Below are 18,888 nucleotides of genomic sequence, written 5' to 3'. Positions count from 1 at the left end.
TCACCTCCAAAAGTGAAGCTGGCACTCGATTAATTCGAGCACCAGCTGAAAGGACTAGGAACACAAGCTGGCGGGACTGGCGGGGTATTGGCGGTCATCATCTGTTCCCACGTCAGCTTCTGTTGAGTTTGGTTGAGGTAGACTTGCAACTTTTGGCCGTTCGGGCAGGTCGTTGCATTGTTCATGATGTTCGGTGCCACTTGTGTCGTCGCCAATGCGTAGCGGAAGGCTTCCAACGTTTGGTTGTCGCCGATACGCACGACCGACAACGTGCTTCCAAACACATTCAGGAGACCCTTTTCAAGCAGGACATAAAATTGCACATATCCGCTTTGCAGTGTCGAGGTGCTGCTGTCCGTATTGTCGACCAGCCATTTCTGACCTGGAATGATCACGTCCTGCACCGATGCGCTGGCGACCAAAGGATAGCCTTTCGCTTGAAATGCCGCCTGCACGTCAGACGAGAGGTTCCTATTGTCCAAATCGGTGCTCAGACTGGCTGCCATGTCAAACAGGTGAACACCGATCGGACCTCCTGAAACATAGAGCGCCGTGCCGAAGTTCGCAATGTTATACACCGGGTACAGTTGATTCGACCCGTTCTTGATCGTCCAACTCAGCCCGGGGATGTTGAGGGTCACCGTTGCATTCGATTCCAGCGGGAGGTTGCACGCTTGGAATTGAACCAGAATGTCCTGTGGAATCGTCAATTGATCCAAAGCCGTCGCGTCACTGGTTGGCGCTGTGAAAAACGGGCCTTCGTCCAGCGAGACGGCCGCGTTGCTGAGGACGGCATCTGACAATTTGGCTTCGGTAAAATTCGTCCCTTGCAGGCTCGCATAAGCGAGCGAAGTTTGTTTTTTGTTGATCGAGGAACTGAGCAGAGCACCGCTCAGGTTGCTGTCGATCAGATACGCGTAGTCCAGCGTACATCCGTACATCCGGGCTTGCGAGAAATCCATGCTGGAGAGGTTGGCATTGGCCAAGTCCGCCTCTTCCAAGTCTGCGTTGTCCGCCTTCGCTTGATCTCCATACCATTGCACGCCTGCCAGATTGACCGCGTAGAGGTTGGCGTCGGTAAACACCGCGTTGGGCATGTAGGCACCCGACAGCACAGCGGCATTGTTCGTGGACAAGTACATCCAGACGGGCAACCCGGTCGTGGCCTTGGTGATGGTGTAGATGGTTTGCTGGTCGGTGATCACCCAGTTCGCCCCAGGCACACGGACTTGCAACGTGGCTGCTTGTGACAACGGATGACCCGCCGCCTGAAACTGCTGTCTGATCTCGTCGGAGATCACGTCGTTGTCGAGTGACGCCGCGCAATCGGATGTCAATTGGAAGGATTCCTGCTTGGCTCCCAATTGCGCCCCGGTCAGATTCGCTCCTTGCAGCGTCGCGTTGGACAAACTTGCGCTATACAGCGTCACGCCTTGGGTCAGCGTGGCGTTGGTCAAGTTTACATAGCTCATCTCCGCGCCTGTCAAGTTCGTTCCGTCTAACTTGGCGCCGGTCAGGTCGGCGTGGGTAAAGTTCACTTCTTGCAGATTCAGACCGGTGAGGTTTACATTTTGCATGGTTGCACTGGCAAAGTTCGTCTGCTTGTCGATCACCGCAGTCGTCAGGTCCAAGTGGCTCAAAGTCGCTCCCATGAGCGACGTTCCGGGGATCTGGATCGTGTTGACGATCGCTGTCGTCAGATTCGCTGTGCTCAAATTGGCTTGGGCAAAATTGGTTCCAATCAGGTACGCTTGGGTCAGGTTAGCTCCCGCGAGCGTTGCGCCGGTCAGATCTGCGTTCGACAATTGGGCATATGTCAGTGTGGCGCTTGACAGGTTCGCTTGTTGGAGATTTGCCGTCTGCATGTAGACATGGTCCATGTTCGCCAAGGTGAAGTCCGCACCGGATAGATTGGTTTCTGTGCCTTGGAAATAGGCTTGGTACAGCACGGTGCTGGACAGATCCGCGTTCGACAGATCCGACCCGGAAAAGTTGCAATGGGAGAGATCGGCCGCGGCGAGATAGGCCCAACTGAAGTCCATGCCTTGCACATACCGTTGCTGCTTGATCTGCGTCAGACCTGGCGAGATGTCCACCTGAGCGAACACCGTGATCCCGGAAGTCCCTTGGCTTTTGTTCACCCGCGTCAGCTGATCATTTTCAATGGTCACATAATAAGGAGTGGAACCTGACTGATCTGGTCCATTATCGACAAGCAACAGCCCGCCATCAACCTTTTCGCAGGAGAAGCAGATCGGAGATCCCGTTCGACTTTCCGTGGCCTGATAGGCAGACCCCGAATAGACAATGTACAATCCGTTGCTCGCTTGCAACCAAAACGATTGGTTGGATTCCCCATAGGCGTTCAAGGATTGTGCGGCTTGCGGGGAGCTCGCCTGTGTCACCACAAGCGTGTTCGTTGCAGCATGTAAACTGATCCACGAAGGGTCTTGGGATCCACCCGACGCAGACGAAAACGCGAGCTTCCCGAGAAAAATCATTGCATCGCTCGACATCACGTGCACCTCATTCTGCCTATTTCTGCTTAAAAATGATCGACCTTTTGAACCGTCACCGAACCGCCTGCCCCCGACTGACCGGAATTGCCCACATTGCCAATGTTCCCGTCCGCTCCCGCAGCTGCGTAGGTCGGAGCCTTGCCCGATGCAGCCCCATTCAGTCCGCCGTTGCCACCTTGACCGTAATTGCCTGCTTGACCTGCGATCCCTCCAGAACTGCCCAGCGATTGCGCGTAAACTGGCGGAGTGACCGAAGCGTTGATGTATTGCACCAAAATGCTCCCCCCATCACCGCCGTGTCCTCCATCGCCACCGTCACCTGCATCGCTGCCGTTACCGCCGTTGCCACCAGACGCGGGTGGCAAGGACGAACACTTGGAATCTTGTTGCCCGGCATTTCCACCGTTGCTACCCGTTCCGCCGTTGCCACCGTTCCCACCATTGCCGCCGCTCCCGCCTTGGCTGAGGATGGAGAGCGGTGCTTGCACGTTAAAATTCGTGCAGGAGAGAAAAAACGCCCCTGCATTTTGTCCATTGCTCCCGTTGGTTCCCTTGCTGCCCGAAGTGGAGGCATTTTGACCTGGTTGGCCATTGGTAGCCGTTGTGCAATGCGGGTTATCCCATTTGTCATAGGTTCCATTGGTTCCATTTGCACCAGCTGTCGTCGCACTCTGTCCGTTATCACCTGCTTGCCCCGCTTGCCCGTTGGTTCCTACGATGAGAATGTCGTACATCGTCGTTCCCATACCTCAATCCCTCCTCGTGAACATTTGGTAAGGAAAGAACCCGCCCCGTTGCGGCACAGGTGCTCCGCAACGGTGACTGACTCATGATGAAAACTCCGATTACGAAGCCGGTGCTCCGTTGATGTAAATCGTGCCAATTTGCCCGCTCGTGCCCGAAGTGCCCACGACGCCTGGCGCACCGCCGCCGCCATTCGGGACACCGTTGCCGCCTTGACCGCCGTTGCCTGGCGTACCGCCTGTGCCGCCAACCCCTTTGGGTTTGAGAATGCTGATCGAGGCCCCCGTAGCGATCTCTTCGTAGTTGATATACACTTGCTTGCCGTTGCCGCCGTTGCCAGCATTGCCGCCGTTACCGCCTACGCCGCCTTGACCACCTTGACCTTGCTGACCCGTGCCACAGTTGCTGGAGGACGCGCCACCCGGACCTCCGTCGCCACCTTGACCCCCGTTGCCCGCATTGCCGCCATTGCCACCATTCCCACCGCTGCTACAGACCGTCACATTCCCTTGTACGGTCGTGAACGTCGCATTGACGACAGCGCCATCCGAACCATTTTGACCCTGTCCGCCATTGCCGCCGGGAGCACCTGTATGCCCGGTATCCCCTTTGCCAGCCGCTGTGCTGCAACTTCCGCAGTCGCCGTCAACACCCTTGCTGCCTTGATTCCCTTGTTGTGCCTTGCCCGGTGTACCGCCATTGCCACCTGGTGCGCCATCAGCTCCGTAGCTGCAATAGTTGCCATCCCCCGTGCCATCGCCACTCGCCGTGAAATTCTGAACTTTCCACGTCGCATTCGCCAGATTGACGATCGTACCGCCCGTATTTACAGTGACAGAGTCAAACCCGACACCTACAGGTTGAGTGGAGCCTTGCGAGGTGACCACATAGGTCTGCCCCGCGTTCACCACAAGGTCATTTGCCAAAAAGACCGGCATTTGCATCGGGAAAAACTTTTTCTGGATGATTTCCCGGTAGCTTTGGACTTTTTCGGAATTGCCGTAGAGATAGGCGTTGTACGCCTTGCCGATGTTCTCCTCATCCTCGCGCGTCAGGTCCGTCAGCGCCAGATCATTTTTCTCCGCCGACCATTCTTGCGGAATCGCGTGATGTTCCTCCATCACGCGGTTCGCATACACCGCATCCGGAATCCCGCCCAGACGTTTCAAGTCGTCCACGGTTTGGACGGTGACAAAATGCGGCTTGATCACCGAGTTGTGCTCCGGACGGGTGGACAGGTAAAACGTACCTTCTCCCTCCGCTTGCACCACGCCTTGCGTGATTGCCGATTCATCCAAGCCCAATTCTTGCAAAAATTGATTCCGTTTTTGCAGTTGGTATTCGGTCAAGTTCGCCATGTTAATTCGCTCCTTGTGCGTTCGTTTGTTTTACAAATGTTTCGACATTCATGATCACCGGGGCTTCGCAGACGATCTGCGCCCCCGGTTCCAAGGTGATCGAATTGCAGGTCACCACCACAGGGTCATGGCCCTGTGGTTCGATGATCAATTGTTGACCTGCTTGCACGACGATGTCTTCGGCTGCGAAAACGCCCAGTTTCATCGGGAAGTACCGCTTGGCGAGGATCTCTGCGTAGGATTCGACCGCTGCTTGATGACCGGTCAGCGCAGCCAGCAACGCCTGATAGACCTGAACTTCTTGCTCCCCATCAAGCTCTTTGGCGGTGAGGTCTGCGTTCTCCACCGGCCATGCCGCCGGAAGTTGCAGATCCGTAAGCGTAGGGGAATCTGTCGTTCCGATCACCGCTTGCAGGTCTTCCAACTTTTGCAGAGTGATGATCGTCGGGCGAAGCAACGAGGGAAACTCGGGTCGCGTCGACAGGTAGGCAGGGCTTTCCTCCGCCCCCGCTTTCCAAACTCCCGTGTGTACGGTCTCTTCGTTGAGGCCAAGCGCTTGCAAGGTGTTGGCGAGTTGACTCACGTTGTACCCTCCTTTTCAAAATGACCCGTGTTACGGAGTGGTGACCAGCGGTGTGGAATAGACTTCCAAGTTCGATCCGCTCCGGATGACATCGTACGTCGTAGCCCCGTCGAGCACTTCCCAGAAGCCGCTCGTGTTGACCGTTTGGCAGGTGGCTGACGAAGACAGGGTGATGCCGTTGGCGGCGAAGTCCTTGCGAATGGTCGTCATATCACCAGTTTCGAACGCCGTCTGCTGGTCGAGGCCCAATTCGAACAGCGGAGGCGTCGGAATCCAGTGGGAGATCGTCGGCTCAATGAAGTTGTTCGGACCCAGATTCGCTTCGAAGTTCAGCGTATAGACGTTGCGCCATACGTCAACAGTCAGACGCGCCGCCGAGACGTATTGCGGATTGTTCGGCTGCAGGCGTTCATCTGGCGTGCGCACGAGGAACGTGCCGTCCGGTGCGTAGAGGTCGAGACTGTAATCGGAGGTTTGCTTGCCATCTCCTGCGTAGGAGAGGACATAGATGTATCCCTTCGCTTCCACCGCCACGTCGAGATACGTGAGATCGGTGCGCTGGTCTGGATTGTAAAGTGCCATGTACGAGAGATAGCGGTTCACGAGGAGCTTGCTGCTGTCCATTTCATCGACCGCGATGGAATAGGATTGTGCGCCGTTGAGATCCTGCACCACCCAGACCGCGCCTTGGGAACGCACGTCGATCGTGACATTGTTGAGCACATCGTAGACATTCAACGTGCCGGAGAGATTCGTGACGGTGTAGACGGCGTTTTTGTTCGGGTCGGTGACCGTCCAAGAATTATTTGGCTGGTTTACGGTGATGTACGTGCTGACTTGTGGATTGTTGCGATCGTCGCTGTCATAGGTCAGGTAGACGCCGTTGTTCGCAAACGCATTGAGGACAGCATCGGTCACCACGCCGGAGTTCAAGTCAGATTCTACCGAACTCGGCAGGTTGAAGATGTGGGTCACACCGTTGGCTTCAAACTGCTGTTGCAAAGCACTGGAGAAAATCCCTTGATCGAGATCCGATGCGTATTCCGACGCTGGCAAATCGAATAAGTAGGCGCCGAGGAAGCTGGCAACCGGATTGCCCTTGGTATCGAAGGATTGAATCCGTTGGTTGATCGTCTCGAGGATCAAGATGCGACCATCCGGTGTAACCGACAGCGCGATCGGACCCTGCAACAAGCCTTCACGGACGCCAAGTCCTGATACCATCTGCGCTTCTGGGGCGTTCGCGTCATCGGTCGGCGCGGGCGGAAGTTGCAGAATTTCCATCTTGTTATCATGCCAGGAGACCGCGATGACGGCGTTGCTGGGATGTACGACCATCGCATCGATGTTCGTCAGATTGAACTGGCCCCAACTCTTGAGATTCGGATCGTTCAAGCCAAATCCAGTGCTGCTGTCATCCAAATTCACTTGGCGCAGATTGAATTGACCGTTGCGCGTGTCGAGGATGAAGTTGTTCACCGAGTAGGTCTGATCCGATGTTGTGGTGGCGGTACCGAATTGGTCATAGGCGACGTAAGGTTGCACCGTGAAGCCGACTTCCGACAGTTTATAACGCGATTCTGGATCGGCGAGCACGGAGATGTTTTGGCAACGATAGCTCTGACCCGAAGCGCTCCATGCGTAGGCGACTTCGAACATCTGCCCGTTGAGCGTGATGTCGACCGGCTTACAGATCGATTGACCGGTCAAGCTGCAGTCGAGGTTGTTGACCGTCGCTGTCGGCAGGTCTCCCGCATGCCAGACATGCTTTTCCGTCTGGGGGTCATAGACGACTTTTTCCTTGTACAGATATTGGGTGTCTGGGGTGAGCGGAACGAGCATTTCCGTGATGTTTGCGTCAAGCGTTTTGGTGGTGGTGGAACCATCCGGGAATGCGTCCAGCCATTCGCTTTGCCATTTGCCGCACAGCCAGCCATTTGCAGAATAGATACCCGCGATGATCTGAATTTTGCCGCCCACTGGCAGATTCGGATACGTGAGCACCAGCGGAGTGCTCGTTGTCACGTCTGGCATCCGCCCTTTTTGAACAAAATTCGTTCCGCCTTGGTATTGCACCGTCACTTGGTAATGGTCGCTGACCGCCGGCCAGACCGCCGTCTCTGGATGCCCGGCTTCCCCATGCGCCGGGTCTGGGTGCAAGGTCAATTGCAAGTCCATCGCGCGGTTGATTTCGACGGAAAGTGTCGCTGGGGAGGACAGAATTTCACCAGTGGTGACCGCCATCTCTGCAAAGTCGATCGCCATGTTCGCGACGCGCAGCGCCCACCCGACGAATGGAATTTCGTCCTCCAACTCGGCGACGGTGATGCAGCCGGTGATGTAGAGCGCCAATTTTTCCAAACCCTTTTGCAACAACATGCCCGCCATCGAATCCGCAAGGGTGAACAGCGCCGATTTCGTATTGTTCAGTGCTGCGTCCGTTGCGACACCGCCACCGACGATCGGGAAGGCGACGGCGAGCACAGCGATCACGTTCTCGATATCAGAGACAAATTCGTTGAAGAACTTGGTGCTGGTGATCGCTGCACCTGCCGCCAAGAAGATGCACGGGATGCCGTATTGGAAGAACCCGGTCAACAGCGCACCCGACACGTCCACATCGTTATCCCATTGCGAGGTGCCCAAACCGCCGAACAACAATTTCAACGTTGTGGCCTCATCGGGGAACGGGAAGGCCAGACTCGTCGGATCGGTCGGCATCGGAATGCCCATGATCGTATTGACAGCGCTGACGCTGGTGATGAATTTTTTGCTGGAGGTTTCAAACCAACTAGAGATCGAGGAAGGCAGTTGATCCACCCAACCCGGCGGATTTTGAATCACATCGCCGTTCTCATCAAAAAATTCAGCATACGCGGTCAAGGTCCGCAGGTAGGTGTTTTTGACATCGATCGAAAACGATCCATTTTTGAAAGCCAGCGACCCTGTGTCGATCGACAATCCGTGGTTCGGCGTCTGCTCCCGAACGGTCCATTTGAAGTTTGAGGGACTGGTCGCCAACATTAGCGCTTGCGGCGGCGCAGCATCTGCATCCGTTTGAACTGCGGTGGTGCCCTGGTTGACCGACCACGTTTGATTTTGCAGCGCAGGGTCGTTGCTCGCGCTCTGCATCGCACCTGTGAGCGGGGCTTGGCAGGCATTGGCCGTTTTGTCCGAGATGCTGTAGATCAGCACATTGCTCCCCGTTTTATAGGTACCAAAGTCATACTGGGACTGGATCGGATTGCCGTATTGGTCGGTCGAACTGGTGATCAACGCCCAGCCCTTGGTCGAGGACGCTGGACCTTGGCTGGAGATGACGGTGGCGAGGTTGTAGACCTTGTTGTATTGCGTTGGGTCCACATGCTGGGAGGGAGCGATATGATCATCCATGACGATCGTAGCCGTGTACGGCTTATTGGAAGCGAGATCCGGGCTGTTGAACAGCAGACCCACCGCGATGTCCCACGGGGTCTTCACAGCCTCGGTTGCTGCATAGAGATCTTCGGTATATTGAGGACGTTCGGCCGCTTGCAAGTGCGTGGTGTTCAGCGTGGAGATGCCGAACGCTTGCAATTTGGAATGCAGGACTGCTGCTTGCGGATTGGAAGCAAGTTTCTTTTGCACATGACGTCGCTTGTGCGCCTCAGGTACGTGGAACGACATGTGATGCAGTTTCGGGAGGTAGACGCTCGGATCTTCATCAGGTGACGTGACGCGCAGACGGAGCAAGCGATCGTCCGGGAAGTGTTGCTTCGGAACTTGCACGAAGTGCGTCAGGCGGAGGCGATGCTGTGCAGGCATCAAGGCAATCGCCAAGTTGGTGTCCATCGCTTGGAGCAAGGTCTCGTCAGTATGCGCCTGCAACTCAAACTTGTGCGGGCCCATGTGCAGCGTCAGTTTCTCATGAAGTGATGAGGGAGACAGTTCAAAATGTAAGGTCTTCATCGCGTCGGCTCCTTTGGCATTCGTCAATTTAGGACTGTAAAAAGAACAACAGAATGATAGTAAATAAAATGAAATATTAATTTTTATCTACCGTCAATTCGAATTATAGTGTCAAAAAATTTATGCGTCAATTGGTATTTGTGCGCGGTTTCACTCATATATAAAAAAGACACCTCCATTTGGAGGTGCCTTCACACACTATGATCAGCGACGAATCATGTAAAAAATCGCTTCCCGATTGTCCCACGCGATCTCCGCCATCTCCATCGAGATGTCGCCGCGCGAGACGTAGCCGTACAGCGAGGCGAGGCTTTCGATCGGAACGATCTTGCGGTTCATTTTGTTGAGTAGCCACTCGCCTGCCTCGTTTTGTTCAACCTTGCCTGCGTAGGCGAGGTTCAGGCGGTCGGAGAGGTCATCCCCGACGAATGTTTCAATCACGGAGGCATACTTGTAGGCGGAGTCGATAAACAGCATGCGTCGCGTCTCGTGACCCTCTGCTTTGATCGCCGACAACTTCTCCAACGCGGCGACCATTTTGTCAGCGGCCTCCGACTGCTTGTACTCCTGATACAGATCGGTTACATCCTTGCCGGCTGCATCAAAGACTTTCCCATTTTTCATCGTGAGCGGATAGGAAAACGGCTTCTCCATCCTGCGTCCCTCCTTCGAGCTAGGGCCTAAGTATGTATACGGAACAGGTTCCCGAATTGCTTCCTTCTCTACTTGCGCAGTGCAGCCTATACATCCGCATCGAACTTCGCTGCCAGCGCTTTATACCTGTCATTATAGCACCTTTTCCTGATTCCCATACGTATAGCACCCCCTGCTTTTCCACACCTTAACAACAGGGTACACCTACCCACTAGAGGAGGGATCTCAGTGACTACGAACCGCGCTCCGTTTGCCGACATGCTGTCGTCTTGGAATGAAGACTCTGTCGCGGCGCACCATCTGGCGGAAGAGGACTGGCTGGAAGCGGGTCGCCAACTCGCTCGGGAAACAGTGCCTCTCGTGAGCATGGACGAGCAATTGCCCTAGCATGAAAAAAAGACTCGACCCGCTGCAGGGGGTCGAGTCTTTTTCAGGAAAGCAACGCAATCGCGTCTTGCAATTTCGTGCGCAGCTCGTCCACCGTCTCCGCCGCGACGATGTCGTCGTTGAGGATCGCGAACGGGCGCACGCTGCACTCGCCGCAGTTGGTCAAGCAACCGTACTTGGAGATGTTCCACTCCGGGTGTTCCTCGCGCAGGGACTGGAGCAGTTCCGGCGCGAAGGACATCAGGTTGCTGTTGCAAAAGTCGAGGGTTACGCGTTTTGCTTGGACCATTTTTTACCTTTGTCCAAACGGTCACGGTCGTTTTTCTTGAGGTATTTCTTGCGCAGACGGACCGATTGCGGGGTGATCTCGCAGTATTCGTCGTCGTTCAAGTATTCAAGCGCCTGCTCCATCGACATCAGTCGCGGAGTTTTCAGACGGGTGGTTTCATCCTTGGTGGCGGAACGCACGTTGGTTGCCGCTTTGACTTTACACGGGTTGATCGTGAGGTCATTATCACGGTTGTGTTCGCCGACGATCATGCCTTCGTAGACTTCGGTCCCCGGTGCGATGAACATCACGCCACGGTCTTCGAGACCTTCGATGCCATAGGTGGACGAAGTGCCCGTCTCAGCAGCGACGAGTACGCCCGCGTGACGGCCTTCGATGTCGCCCTTGGTCGGCATGTATTCATGGAAGGAATGGTTCATGATCCCGAAGCCACGGGTGATGGTCAGGAACTCGGTACGGAAACCGATCAGACCACGTGCCGGGATCAGGAATTCGAGGCGGACGTTGCCGGTGCCGTTGTTGATCATGTTGGTCATGTCTGCTTTGCGCAGGCCCAGACGTTCCATGACCGGGCCGGTGTATTCCTCCGGCACGTCAACGACGAGGTTTTCGTACGGCTCGTTTTTGACGCCGTCGATTTCGCGGAAGATAACTTGCGGCTTGGAAACTTGCAGCTCGTAGCCTTCACGACGCATGTTCTCGATCAAGATCCCGAGGTGAAGTTCACCACGGCCAGAAACGATGAACGCATCCGGGGAGTCGGTTTCGTCAACGCGCAGGGAGACGTCCGTTTCCAGCTCGGAGAGCAGACGGTCGCGCAGTTTGCGCGAGGTGACGTGCTTGCCTTCTTGACCTGCGAACGGAGAGTCGTTCACGAGGAAGGTCATCTGCAGGGTCGGCTCGTCGATGTGCAGAAGCGGCAGCGCTTCTTGGTTGTTGATGTCCGCAACGGTCTCACCCACGTTGAGTTCGCCGAGGCCGGAGATCGCGATCAGGTCGCCCGCTTGAGCGGATTCGATCTCGATGCGTTGCAGACCTTGGAAACCGAACAGTTTGACGACGCGTTGACGCTCGACTTTGCCGTCGCGCTTCATGATCGCCACTTGTTCGTTGAGCTTGACGATCCCACGGTGTACTTTACCGATCCCGATACGGCCGAGGTAATCGTTGTAGTCCAGCATGTTGATCTGGATCTGCAGCGGTTGGTCCGGGTCACCGGCCGGGTGCGGAATTTCTTTGACGATCGATTCGAACAGCGGCTTCATATCGGTGCCTGGTACGGAATGATCCAGCATCGCAAAGCCGTTCAGCGCGGACGCGTACACGACCGGGAAGTCGAGTTGGTCTTCGTTGGCATCCAATTCGATGAACAGGTTCAGCACTTCGTCGATCACTTCATCCGGACGAGCAGCCGGGCGGTCGATCTTGTTGACGACGACGATCGGGGTGAGGTTTTGCTCCAGAGCTTTGCGCAGAACGAATTTGGTCTGCGGCATTACGCCTTCGTAAGCATCGACGACGAGCAGAACGCCGTCAACCATTTTAAGAATACGCTCAACCTCGCCACCAAAGTCAGCATGCCCAGGGGTGTCTACGATGTTGATCAGGTAGTCGCCATAATGAACGGCGGTATTTTTCGCGAGGATCGTGATCCCGCGTTCGCGTTCGAGGTCGTTGGAATCCATGGCGCGCTCCGCCACGTGTTCGTTGGCGCGGAAGATGCCGGATTGTTGCAGAAGTTTGTCGACGAGGGTCGTTTTCCCGTGGTCAACGTGCGCGATGATCGCGATGTTGCGAAGCGTTTCTTGGTACTTCATATATCTGAGATTCCTCCTAAATGGGATCTTGGTTCATTTTTTTCGACACACACAAGTTCCATTGTGACACAAAACTAACTTTAATGCCACTACAAAAACGCAACAATTTACCGCGCGTGATTTGTCGCATCCTGTCGTTGAAGTTGTTGAATGACCGCCATCATGACAAAAGACAACAAAAACAGACAGATCACCAGCCCCCACGCCCGGTTGGTTTGGCCGCTTTCTACCGCATTGTAAATCGCCAAGGGGATCGTCTGTGTACGCCCTGGAATGTTGCCGGCAATCATCAGCGTTGCGCCAAATTCACCCAGTCCGCGCGCGAAACTGAGCAACACACCGGCGAGCAGACTGCGCTTGGCCAGCGGCAACTGGACGTAGCGCAATGTCTGCCAAGAATTGGCACCCAAACTGCGGGCGACGAGTTCCAATTCCGGATCAATGCTGGCAAACCCGACCTTCGCCGCTTGGAACATCAGCGGGAATGACACGACCGCAGAGGCGATCACCGCAGCACCCTTCGTAAATAACATACCCTCGCCCGGAAGAAAAAATCGTCCGACTCCCTCCTGCCCCAGCAACATCAGCAAGCCAAATCCTGCCACGGTCGGCGGCATCACCATCGGAAGCAGAAACAGCGTCTCCACTAGCATACGGCCACGAAATCGTCGACGTGCCAGCAATTTGCCAAGCAGTGTCCCGAGCACGACCACGAGCAGCGTCGACCAAGCGGCAACTTGGAGGGAGAGCTGGATCGGCGACCAGAATTCGCTAGTTCCCATACTGGAGGAACCCGGCTCTCGTGAGGATCTCCTGCGCGTGCGCCCCGTGCAAGTAGGTGGCGAATTCCTCAGCTTGTTGGCGGTGTTGGGTCGTCTGGAGGACGGCGAGCGGGTAGAGGATCGGCTGGTGAGTTGCTTCGTCGGCGGTGGCGACGATCTCTACCTTTGTAGAAGCGAGGGCATCCGTTCGGTAGACGAGCCCAGCGTCCACCGCTTGGCGTTCCACGTAGGTCAACACGGAGGTCACGTCCTTGCCATAGATCAATTTGCTTTGGACCGCATCCCACAGTCCGAGCGCAGATAACGTCTCCTGTGCGTACTTCCCAGCGGGCACCGTCTCCGGGGTGCCGATGGCGATTTGGGTCACCGTTGGTGTTGCGAGGTCTTGGAAGCTTTTCAAGGTGCTTCCCGCCCGGCGCACGAGGACGAGCTGGTTTTGCACGAGGTCGCGTCGGGTTCCGGCGACGAGCAGGTTTTTTTGCTCCAACGCGTCCATCTGCGCCGTCCCAGCCGACCAGAACAGATCGGCAGGCGCACCCTGCTCGATCTGTTTTTGCAAGATGCCTGATGCGCCGAGGTTGAGCGTGATCTCCATGTCCGGGTGCTGACGCTGGTAGTCGGCCCGCAACGTCTCCAACGGTTTGCCCAGACTGGTGGCCGCTGAGAGTATCAGCGTGGTAGATGGTTGGTCTGTCGCAGTCGTCCCGTTCGCACAGCCCACCGTTACCACCAGCCCCAGCGCCAGCAGTGCCCCTCCCGCTTTTGTCATGCCCAAAAACACCTCTCCCCGTCAACTTGTCTCCCCCGATTCTACCAAATGTGGAACCTCTCGCCCAGCGCCTACATATCGTGACGACGAGGTGAGTTCGCGATGGATCATGAAAAAATGATCGAACAGTTTCCCAAACGAGTACCGCCGCAGGAACAGGAGCGCCAACCGGGAATCGAATCGGTGATGGTGCCGCACCCGGTGTTCGAATACCCGGATGCTGTGGGCAGCGGAAAATTGCAAGGCAAGGTCGCACTGATCACGGGCGGAGATAGCGGGATCGGCAGAGCCGTGGCGCTGGCCTTTGCACGCGAAGGTGCCGATGTGGCGTTCGTCTACCTCGACGAGCACGGGGATGCCGCCGAGACCGCGCACCGCATCGAAGCCAAAGGGCGTCGTTGCCTCGCCATCGCCGCAGACATCGGCGGGGAAGAAAACTGCCGTCGCATCGTGGAGGCGGTGTGTCAGACCTTCGGAAAACTCGACATCCTCGTCAACAACGCGGCAGAACAGCATGTACAGTTGCGCTTGGAGGACATCACGTCAGCACAATTGATCCGCACGTTCCAAACCAACGTGTTCGGGATGTTCTATCTGACCAAAGCCGCCCTGCCACACTTGAAGCGCGGCAGTTCGATCATCAACACCGCATCGATCACCGCCTATCAAGGGAACGAAAAGCTGATCGACTATTCCTCGACCAAGGGGGCGGTCGTCTCCTTCACGCGCGCTCTCTCGCAAAACATCGTGTCGCGCGGCATCCGTGTCAACGCCGTCGCACCAGGTCCGATCTGGACACCGCTGATTCCGGCGTCGTTCGATGCCGAGGACGTGGGCAAGTTCGGGTCGGAAGTTCCGATGGATCGCCCAGGGCAGCCTGTCGAAGTGGCACCGAGCTTCCTGTTCCTCGCCAGCGATGATTCCTCGTACATGACCGGGCAAGTGTTGCATCCCAACGGCGGGGCGGTCGTGAATGGATAAAAAACCTCAAGCGGGCAAGAGCTCGCTTGAGGTTTTTTCCTGATTTCCACTTATCCCTCCATCTCCATCCACTGCTCCAGCAATTGATCCAACCGCTGTTGTGTGGATTCGCGGTCGCTGTAGAGCGTTTGGAGTTGGGTGGCGTCCTTGGCGTTCGACGGGTCGGCGAGACCTGTGTCGAGCAGCGCGAGCTGGGCTTCAGCCTCCGCGATCTCCGCTTCGAGTTTGGCTTGGGCGTAGGGGTTGATTTTCTTTTTCGCTGCAGGCGGCACAGGTCTTGGCGCGGGAGAAGCTGCCGGAACGAACGCAGGGGGCAACGGCGCTTTTTCCACAAAAGCGACACGATCCGGTCGCTTTTCCTTGTAAAACTCGAAGTTGCCGAGGTAGTTGGTCAGTTGGCCTTGTTCCAATGCCCAGATGCGGTGCGAGAGGCGATTGATCAAGTAGCGGTCGTGGGAGATCACGAGCAATGTGCCTGGGAACTCGTCGAGCGCGTCTTCTAAGGCCTCCCGCGAATCGATGTCGAGGTGGTTGGTCGGCTCGTCGAGCAGGAGCAAGTTCGGTTTAAGATACGTGAGCAACGCGAGGCGCAAGCGTGTCCACTCGCCTCCAGAGAGGCTTTTTACCGCTTTGAATACGTCCGCCCCGTAGAACAGGAAGCGACTCAACTGTCCACGCGCCTGCCCTTCCTCCATCGGAACCGCCACTTCGTCGCGGAAGTACTGCAACACCGTCTTGCTCTCGTCCTTGGGCGCGGCTTCCTGTGCGAGATAGCCGACCTCGACGCGCGCACCGAGCTTCACAGAACCCGCATCCGGTTCGAGGTCACCGAGGAGCATTTTGAAGATTGTACTTTTGCCTGCTCCGTTCTCCCCGATCAAGAACACGCGCTCGCCGTAGACCAACATCTCCGACACGCCTTGGAACAACTGGCGCGGGCCAAATGACTTGGAGATCTCCTCCAGCACGGCGACTTGCTTGCCGGAGCGGTCGCTTTGGGTCAGGTGCAGGTCGATCGCTTTGCGTTCGAGGATCGGGCGTTTGAGCTTCTCCATGCGGTCGAGCATTTTTTGCATCGAGTTGGCTTTTTTGTGGAAGCTGGTGTTCTGCGGGTTCAACTTCGCCCACTCGCGCAGGCGCTTGATCGCTTCTTGGATTTTCTTGATTTTCTTTTGCTGCTCTTGGAAGGCGTTGAACTGGTTGAGCAGGTTTTCTTCCTTCTGCTGCTGATAGCCTGAGTAGTTGGCGTGGTAGGTGAATGCCTCGCCATCCTCGATCTCAATCACTTTGGTGACGACCTTATCGAGAAAGTAGCGGTCGTGCGAGATCACGACGACCGTTCCGTCGTAGGTCATCAAGTATTGTTCCAGCCACTCAATTGCGTGCATGTCGAGGTGGTTGGTCGGCTCGTCGAGCAGGAGCAGGTCGGGACGTTCGACGAGGAGTGCCGCGATGCCGGCCTTGGTCTTCTCCCCGCCAGACAGTGAGCGGAACGGGCGCTGGAATTGTGCCTCCGGTATGCCAAGCCCGCGGGCAACACGTTCGATGTGCGCTTCCATCTCATACCCGCCGCCTTGCTCAAATGCAGTGCGCAGGCGATCGTAGTCGCCCAGCACTTTTTGCAAACGCGATTCCGATTCGTAGACCTCCGGGAGCGTCATCTGTGCTTCTAACACGCCCATCCGAGTCTGAGCGTCTCGCACGTCGCTGTATCCACGCGCCAGAACGTCGTACACGGACGTCTCGTCTTGGTAGTCGGGAATCTGTTCGAGACAACCGATCTTGGTGCCTTTGCGCAGGGTCAGCGAGCCACCGTCCGGTTTGAAGTGGCCGGTGAGGATCTTGGCGATCGTGGTCTTGCCTTGCCCGTTGCGGCCGATCAGACCGACGCGGTCGCCTGCTTTGATTTCAAATGAGATATCGGACAGCACCAAGTTGGCACCGTAGTATTTTTGGATGTTTGCCAAGGATACGATCATGGGGGTAACCTCCTATTGGATGCCCCTGCATACGAAAAAAGGGCTGCGGGAAATTCCCCACAGCCCTCATCATGTTCCGATGGGTGGTACGCAGGAGTCATTTCACGTGATTTTCAACAACCGAGTGGGTAAAAATGGGCAGACGTGTCCCGTTGAGGGCTACATCAAACGAAAATCCAAGAATTTGCGCTTGCAAACCTTGGAAACGGCTGTTGATCGCCACGTTGAAATTCATCCTACACACCCCCTCTCACAATTAGTTACTTTCAAGATACCACATTTTGACTTTCCTTGGCAAGCGTTCTCCCCGAGCACCACAGTCCGATGATACTGAGGTACAAGCCCCAGCGAATGCCTTTGTCCGCGAGGTTGTAGACGTAGGTTTTGCCCACGGGGTCGATGAAATCGATCACATACGCGTACAGCACGCGGTCATACAGATTGCCAAGCGCTCCGCCAAACATCAAGCCGAGTCCGAGCAGGAGCAAGAGGTTGCGGTCATGCGGGCCACGGTAGATGAACCAGAGGATGCCGAGCACGGCCAGAATCGAGATCAGGGCGAGCCACCCGGAGTGTCCACTCCAGATGCCGCCAGCAGCACCGGGATTGTGATAGAGCGTCCATTGGTACCAGCCGTCGATGCCCGTCACGCTGTCGCCCAGTTGCAAGTTACGTTCCGCCCAGACCTTGGTCAATCGGTCCACGGCAAACACGAGACATGCGGATAGCCAGAAAAACAGGTAGTTTCTCTCCACGTGATGAGACTCCCCCTCGTCTCGAACCTAGGCTTGCTTAGGCTTTTTTGACCATCTTGATGTGCCAGATGCCCGCTTCGAGAAACGGTTCCGGCGACACGGTTACATAGCCGAGCTTTTCGTAAAAACCCTCCGCGTGCGTCTGCGCTTCCAACACGAATTCGGTGTAACCGAGCGTGCGGCCGATGTCTTCGAGCTTGTTCATGATCACACGCCCATAGCCGCCCGTGCGGGCGCTTGCCAGGACGGCGATGCGTTGCATCTTGCCAACACCCTCTCCATACGGGAGGATGCGTCCCGTCGCGACGGGCTGTTCACTTTTATCATATGCAACAACATGCGTTGCAACCTGTTCATATTCGTCAACTTCCAATTCTCTCGGCACTTGTTGTTCCACGATAAAAACTTCGGTGCGGATGGCAAGAGCTTGTTGGTATTGTTGCTCCGTTGTGACTTGTTCCACGCGGATCATGTAGGTCGCCTCCTTACTGTCTCTGTACTTTGTTCGCAAGGCAGCAGGGAAAGTCCTGCTAGACAGGGACACCTGTATAAAAACCTCCAGGCGGGCTGGACCAAGTGCCGACGATGCGCGATCACACTCGGAAGCCGCCACGGCTTCCGACTTTTTTCTAAACAAATCGGCGCGTGCGTTTTTTTGAAATGAGTGCTGCCACTTTGCGGTATAATGGGAGTAACAGCCGTTATCCAAGGGAGGGAGTACGATGTCAACACCTGAGATTCGCTTGCATGTACCGACCAGTTATGCAGACTTGTTAAAATTGCATGAGGATGACCGATGGGAGATTATCAGTGGGGTTCCTTACAACATGACGCCAGCGCCAACTCCACGGCATCAAACCATCGCGCTGAATTTGTCCTTAGAGTTCGGAAATTACCTTCGTGGTAAGTCATGCAATATCTATCCCGCACCTTTCGATGTCCGCCTGTTTGCTGAGGGCAAACAGGCCAAGGAAATCACCACCGTCATCCAGCCAGACCTGTCGATCATTTGTGACCCAAGCAAAATTGACGATCGCGGTTGTGTCGGAGCGCCAGACCTCGTCGTGGAAATCAGTTCCCCAAGCACTTGGAAACGAGATAAGAACGAAAAGCTCCGCCTCTACCTCAAAGCTGGCGTTCGCGAGTATTGGATTGTGAACCTTGAGTTAGAGGTCGTAGAAGTCTATCGTTTTCAAACAGAGCCGGGCCTGTTCCCAGAGATCGCGATGTACACGCTCAAAGACAACGATCAGATTAAGGTCGGCATCTTCGATGACCTCGAACTCTCGCTCCAATCCATTTTTTCCTAACAAAAAAGTCGGA

At 55.8% G+C, this 18,888-nt stretch carries 17 protein-coding genes; 3 read left to right on the top strand and 14 right to left on the bottom strand.

The features are described 5' to 3' along the window. Positions 1-29: 29 nt before the first annotated feature. The 6 genes from C7459_RS12960 to C7459_RS12935 all read right to left on the bottom strand — a co-directional run bounded on the left by C7459_RS12960 (position 30) and on the right by C7459_RS12935 (position 9,806). Complete coding sequence (locus C7459_RS12960; RefSeq protein WP_109689733.1) at positions 30-2,516, bottom strand: pentapeptide repeat-containing protein; 2,487 nt, start codon at positions 2,514-2,516, stop codon at positions 30-32. Between the two features lie 29 nt (positions 2,517-2,545). Then, positions 2,546-3,265: a hypothetical protein gene (locus tag C7459_RS24015; protein ID WP_109689732.1), complete on the bottom strand. Its 720-nt coding sequence runs from the start codon at positions 3,263-3,265 to the stop codon at positions 2,546-2,548. Between the two features lie 99 nt (positions 3,266-3,364). Then, positions 3,365-4,621 carry a hypothetical protein gene (locus C7459_RS23355; RefSeq protein ID WP_109689731.1) on the bottom strand — a complete coding sequence of 419 codons (1,257 nt, stop codon included), beginning with the start codon at positions 4,619-4,621 and terminating at the stop codon, positions 3,365-3,367. A gap of 1 nt (position 4,622) precedes the next feature. Beyond that, the gene (locus C7459_RS12945) at positions 4,623-5,204 is read right to left on the bottom strand and encodes a hypothetical protein (RefSeq protein WP_109689730.1); all 582 of its coding nucleotides are present in this window, start codon (positions 5,202-5,204) and stop codon (positions 4,623-4,625) included. Positions 5,205-5,234: 30 nt separating this feature from the next. Continuing rightward, positions 5,235-9,152, bottom strand: a complete 3,918-nt coding sequence (locus C7459_RS23865) for an NHL repeat-containing protein (protein ID WP_245884527.1) — start codon at positions 9,150-9,152, stop codon at positions 5,235-5,237. 204 nt (positions 9,153-9,356) lie between these two features. Continuing rightward, positions 9,357-9,806, bottom strand: a complete 450-nt coding sequence (locus C7459_RS12935) for a hypothetical protein (protein WP_109689729.1) — start codon at positions 9,804-9,806, stop codon at positions 9,357-9,359. Positions 9,807-10,034: 228 nt separating this feature from the next. Here C7459_RS12935 and C7459_RS23350 point away from each other — a divergent pair, with 228 nt between their 5' ends. Next, positions 10,035-10,193: a hypothetical protein gene (locus tag C7459_RS23350; RefSeq protein ID WP_170119448.1), complete on the top strand. Its 159-nt coding sequence runs from the start codon at positions 10,035-10,037 to the stop codon at positions 10,191-10,193. Between the two features lie 43 nt (positions 10,194-10,236). On the opposite strand, the gene C7459_RS12930 is transcribed toward C7459_RS23350, so the two are convergent. The 4 genes from C7459_RS12930 to modA form a co-directional block, all read right to left on the bottom strand. Beyond that, positions 10,237-10,482 carry a YuzB family protein gene (locus C7459_RS12930; RefSeq protein ID WP_109689728.1) on the bottom strand — a complete coding sequence of 82 codons (246 nt, stop codon included), beginning with the start codon at positions 10,480-10,482 and terminating at the stop codon, positions 10,237-10,239. Beyond that, positions 10,461-12,299: a translational GTPase TypA gene (gene typA / locus C7459_RS12925; protein WP_109689727.1), complete on the bottom strand. Its 1,839-nt coding sequence runs from the start codon at positions 12,297-12,299 to the stop codon at positions 10,461-10,463. Before typA ends, C7459_RS12930 begins: the two co-directional genes overlap by 22 nt. 107 nt (positions 12,300-12,406) lie before the next feature. Next, positions 12,407-13,081, bottom strand: coding sequence for a molybdate ABC transporter permease subunit (gene modB, locus C7459_RS12920; RefSeq protein WP_109689726.1), 675 nt, complete (start codon positions 13,079-13,081; stop codon positions 12,407-12,409). Continuing rightward, positions 13,071-13,850 carry a molybdate ABC transporter substrate-binding protein gene (gene modA, locus C7459_RS12915; protein WP_109689725.1) on the bottom strand — a complete coding sequence of 260 codons (780 nt, stop codon included), beginning with the start codon at positions 13,848-13,850 and terminating at the stop codon, positions 13,071-13,073. The genes modB and modA overlap by 11 nt, the downstream gene beginning before the upstream one ends. A gap of 117 nt (positions 13,851-13,967) precedes the next feature. On the opposite strand from modA, the gene C7459_RS12910 reads away from it, so the two are divergent. After that, complete coding sequence (locus C7459_RS12910) at positions 13,968-14,831, top strand: SDR family oxidoreductase (RefSeq protein ID WP_109689772.1); 864 nt, start codon at positions 13,968-13,970, stop codon at positions 14,829-14,831. 50 nt (positions 14,832-14,881) lie between these two features. Here the strand turns inward: C7459_RS12910 and abc-f are convergent, their stop codons facing one another. From abc-f to C7459_RS12895, 4 genes are all read right to left on the bottom strand, one after another. Next, positions 14,882-16,810 carry a ribosomal protection-like ABC-F family protein gene (gene abc-f, locus C7459_RS12905; RefSeq protein ID WP_109689724.1) on the bottom strand — a complete coding sequence of 643 codons (1,929 nt, stop codon included), beginning with the start codon at positions 16,808-16,810 and terminating at the stop codon, positions 14,882-14,884. 97 nt (positions 16,811-16,907) lie between these two features. Further along, positions 16,908-17,045, bottom strand: a complete 138-nt coding sequence (locus tag C7459_RS23345) for a hypothetical protein (RefSeq protein WP_170119447.1) — start codon at positions 17,043-17,045, stop codon at positions 16,908-16,910. Positions 17,046-17,076: 31 nt separating this feature from the next. Beyond that, positions 17,077-17,565, bottom strand: a complete 489-nt coding sequence (gene lspA / locus C7459_RS12900) for a signal peptidase II (RefSeq protein ID WP_109689723.1) — start codon at positions 17,563-17,565, stop codon at positions 17,077-17,079. 37 nt (positions 17,566-17,602) lie between these two features. Beyond that, positions 17,603-18,037 carry a GNAT family N-acetyltransferase gene (locus tag C7459_RS12895; protein WP_109689722.1) on the bottom strand — a complete coding sequence of 145 codons (435 nt, stop codon included), beginning with the start codon at positions 18,035-18,037 and terminating at the stop codon, positions 17,603-17,605. A 250-nt stretch (positions 18,038-18,287) separates the two neighbouring features. On the opposite strand from C7459_RS12895, the gene C7459_RS12890 reads away from it, so the two are divergent. Further along, the gene (locus tag C7459_RS12890) at positions 18,288-18,875 is read left to right on the top strand and encodes a Uma2 family endonuclease (RefSeq protein ID WP_109689721.1); all 588 of its coding nucleotides are present in this window, start codon (positions 18,288-18,290) and stop codon (positions 18,873-18,875) included. Positions 18,876-18,888: the final 13 nt, after the last annotated feature.

This window comes from Tumebacillus permanentifrigoris (assembly GCF_003148565.1).
GTDB lineage: Bacteria > Bacillota > Bacilli > Tumebacillales > Tumebacillaceae > Tumebacillus > Tumebacillus permanentifrigoris.
This window is presented reverse-complemented; position numbering and strand designations above follow the sequence as displayed.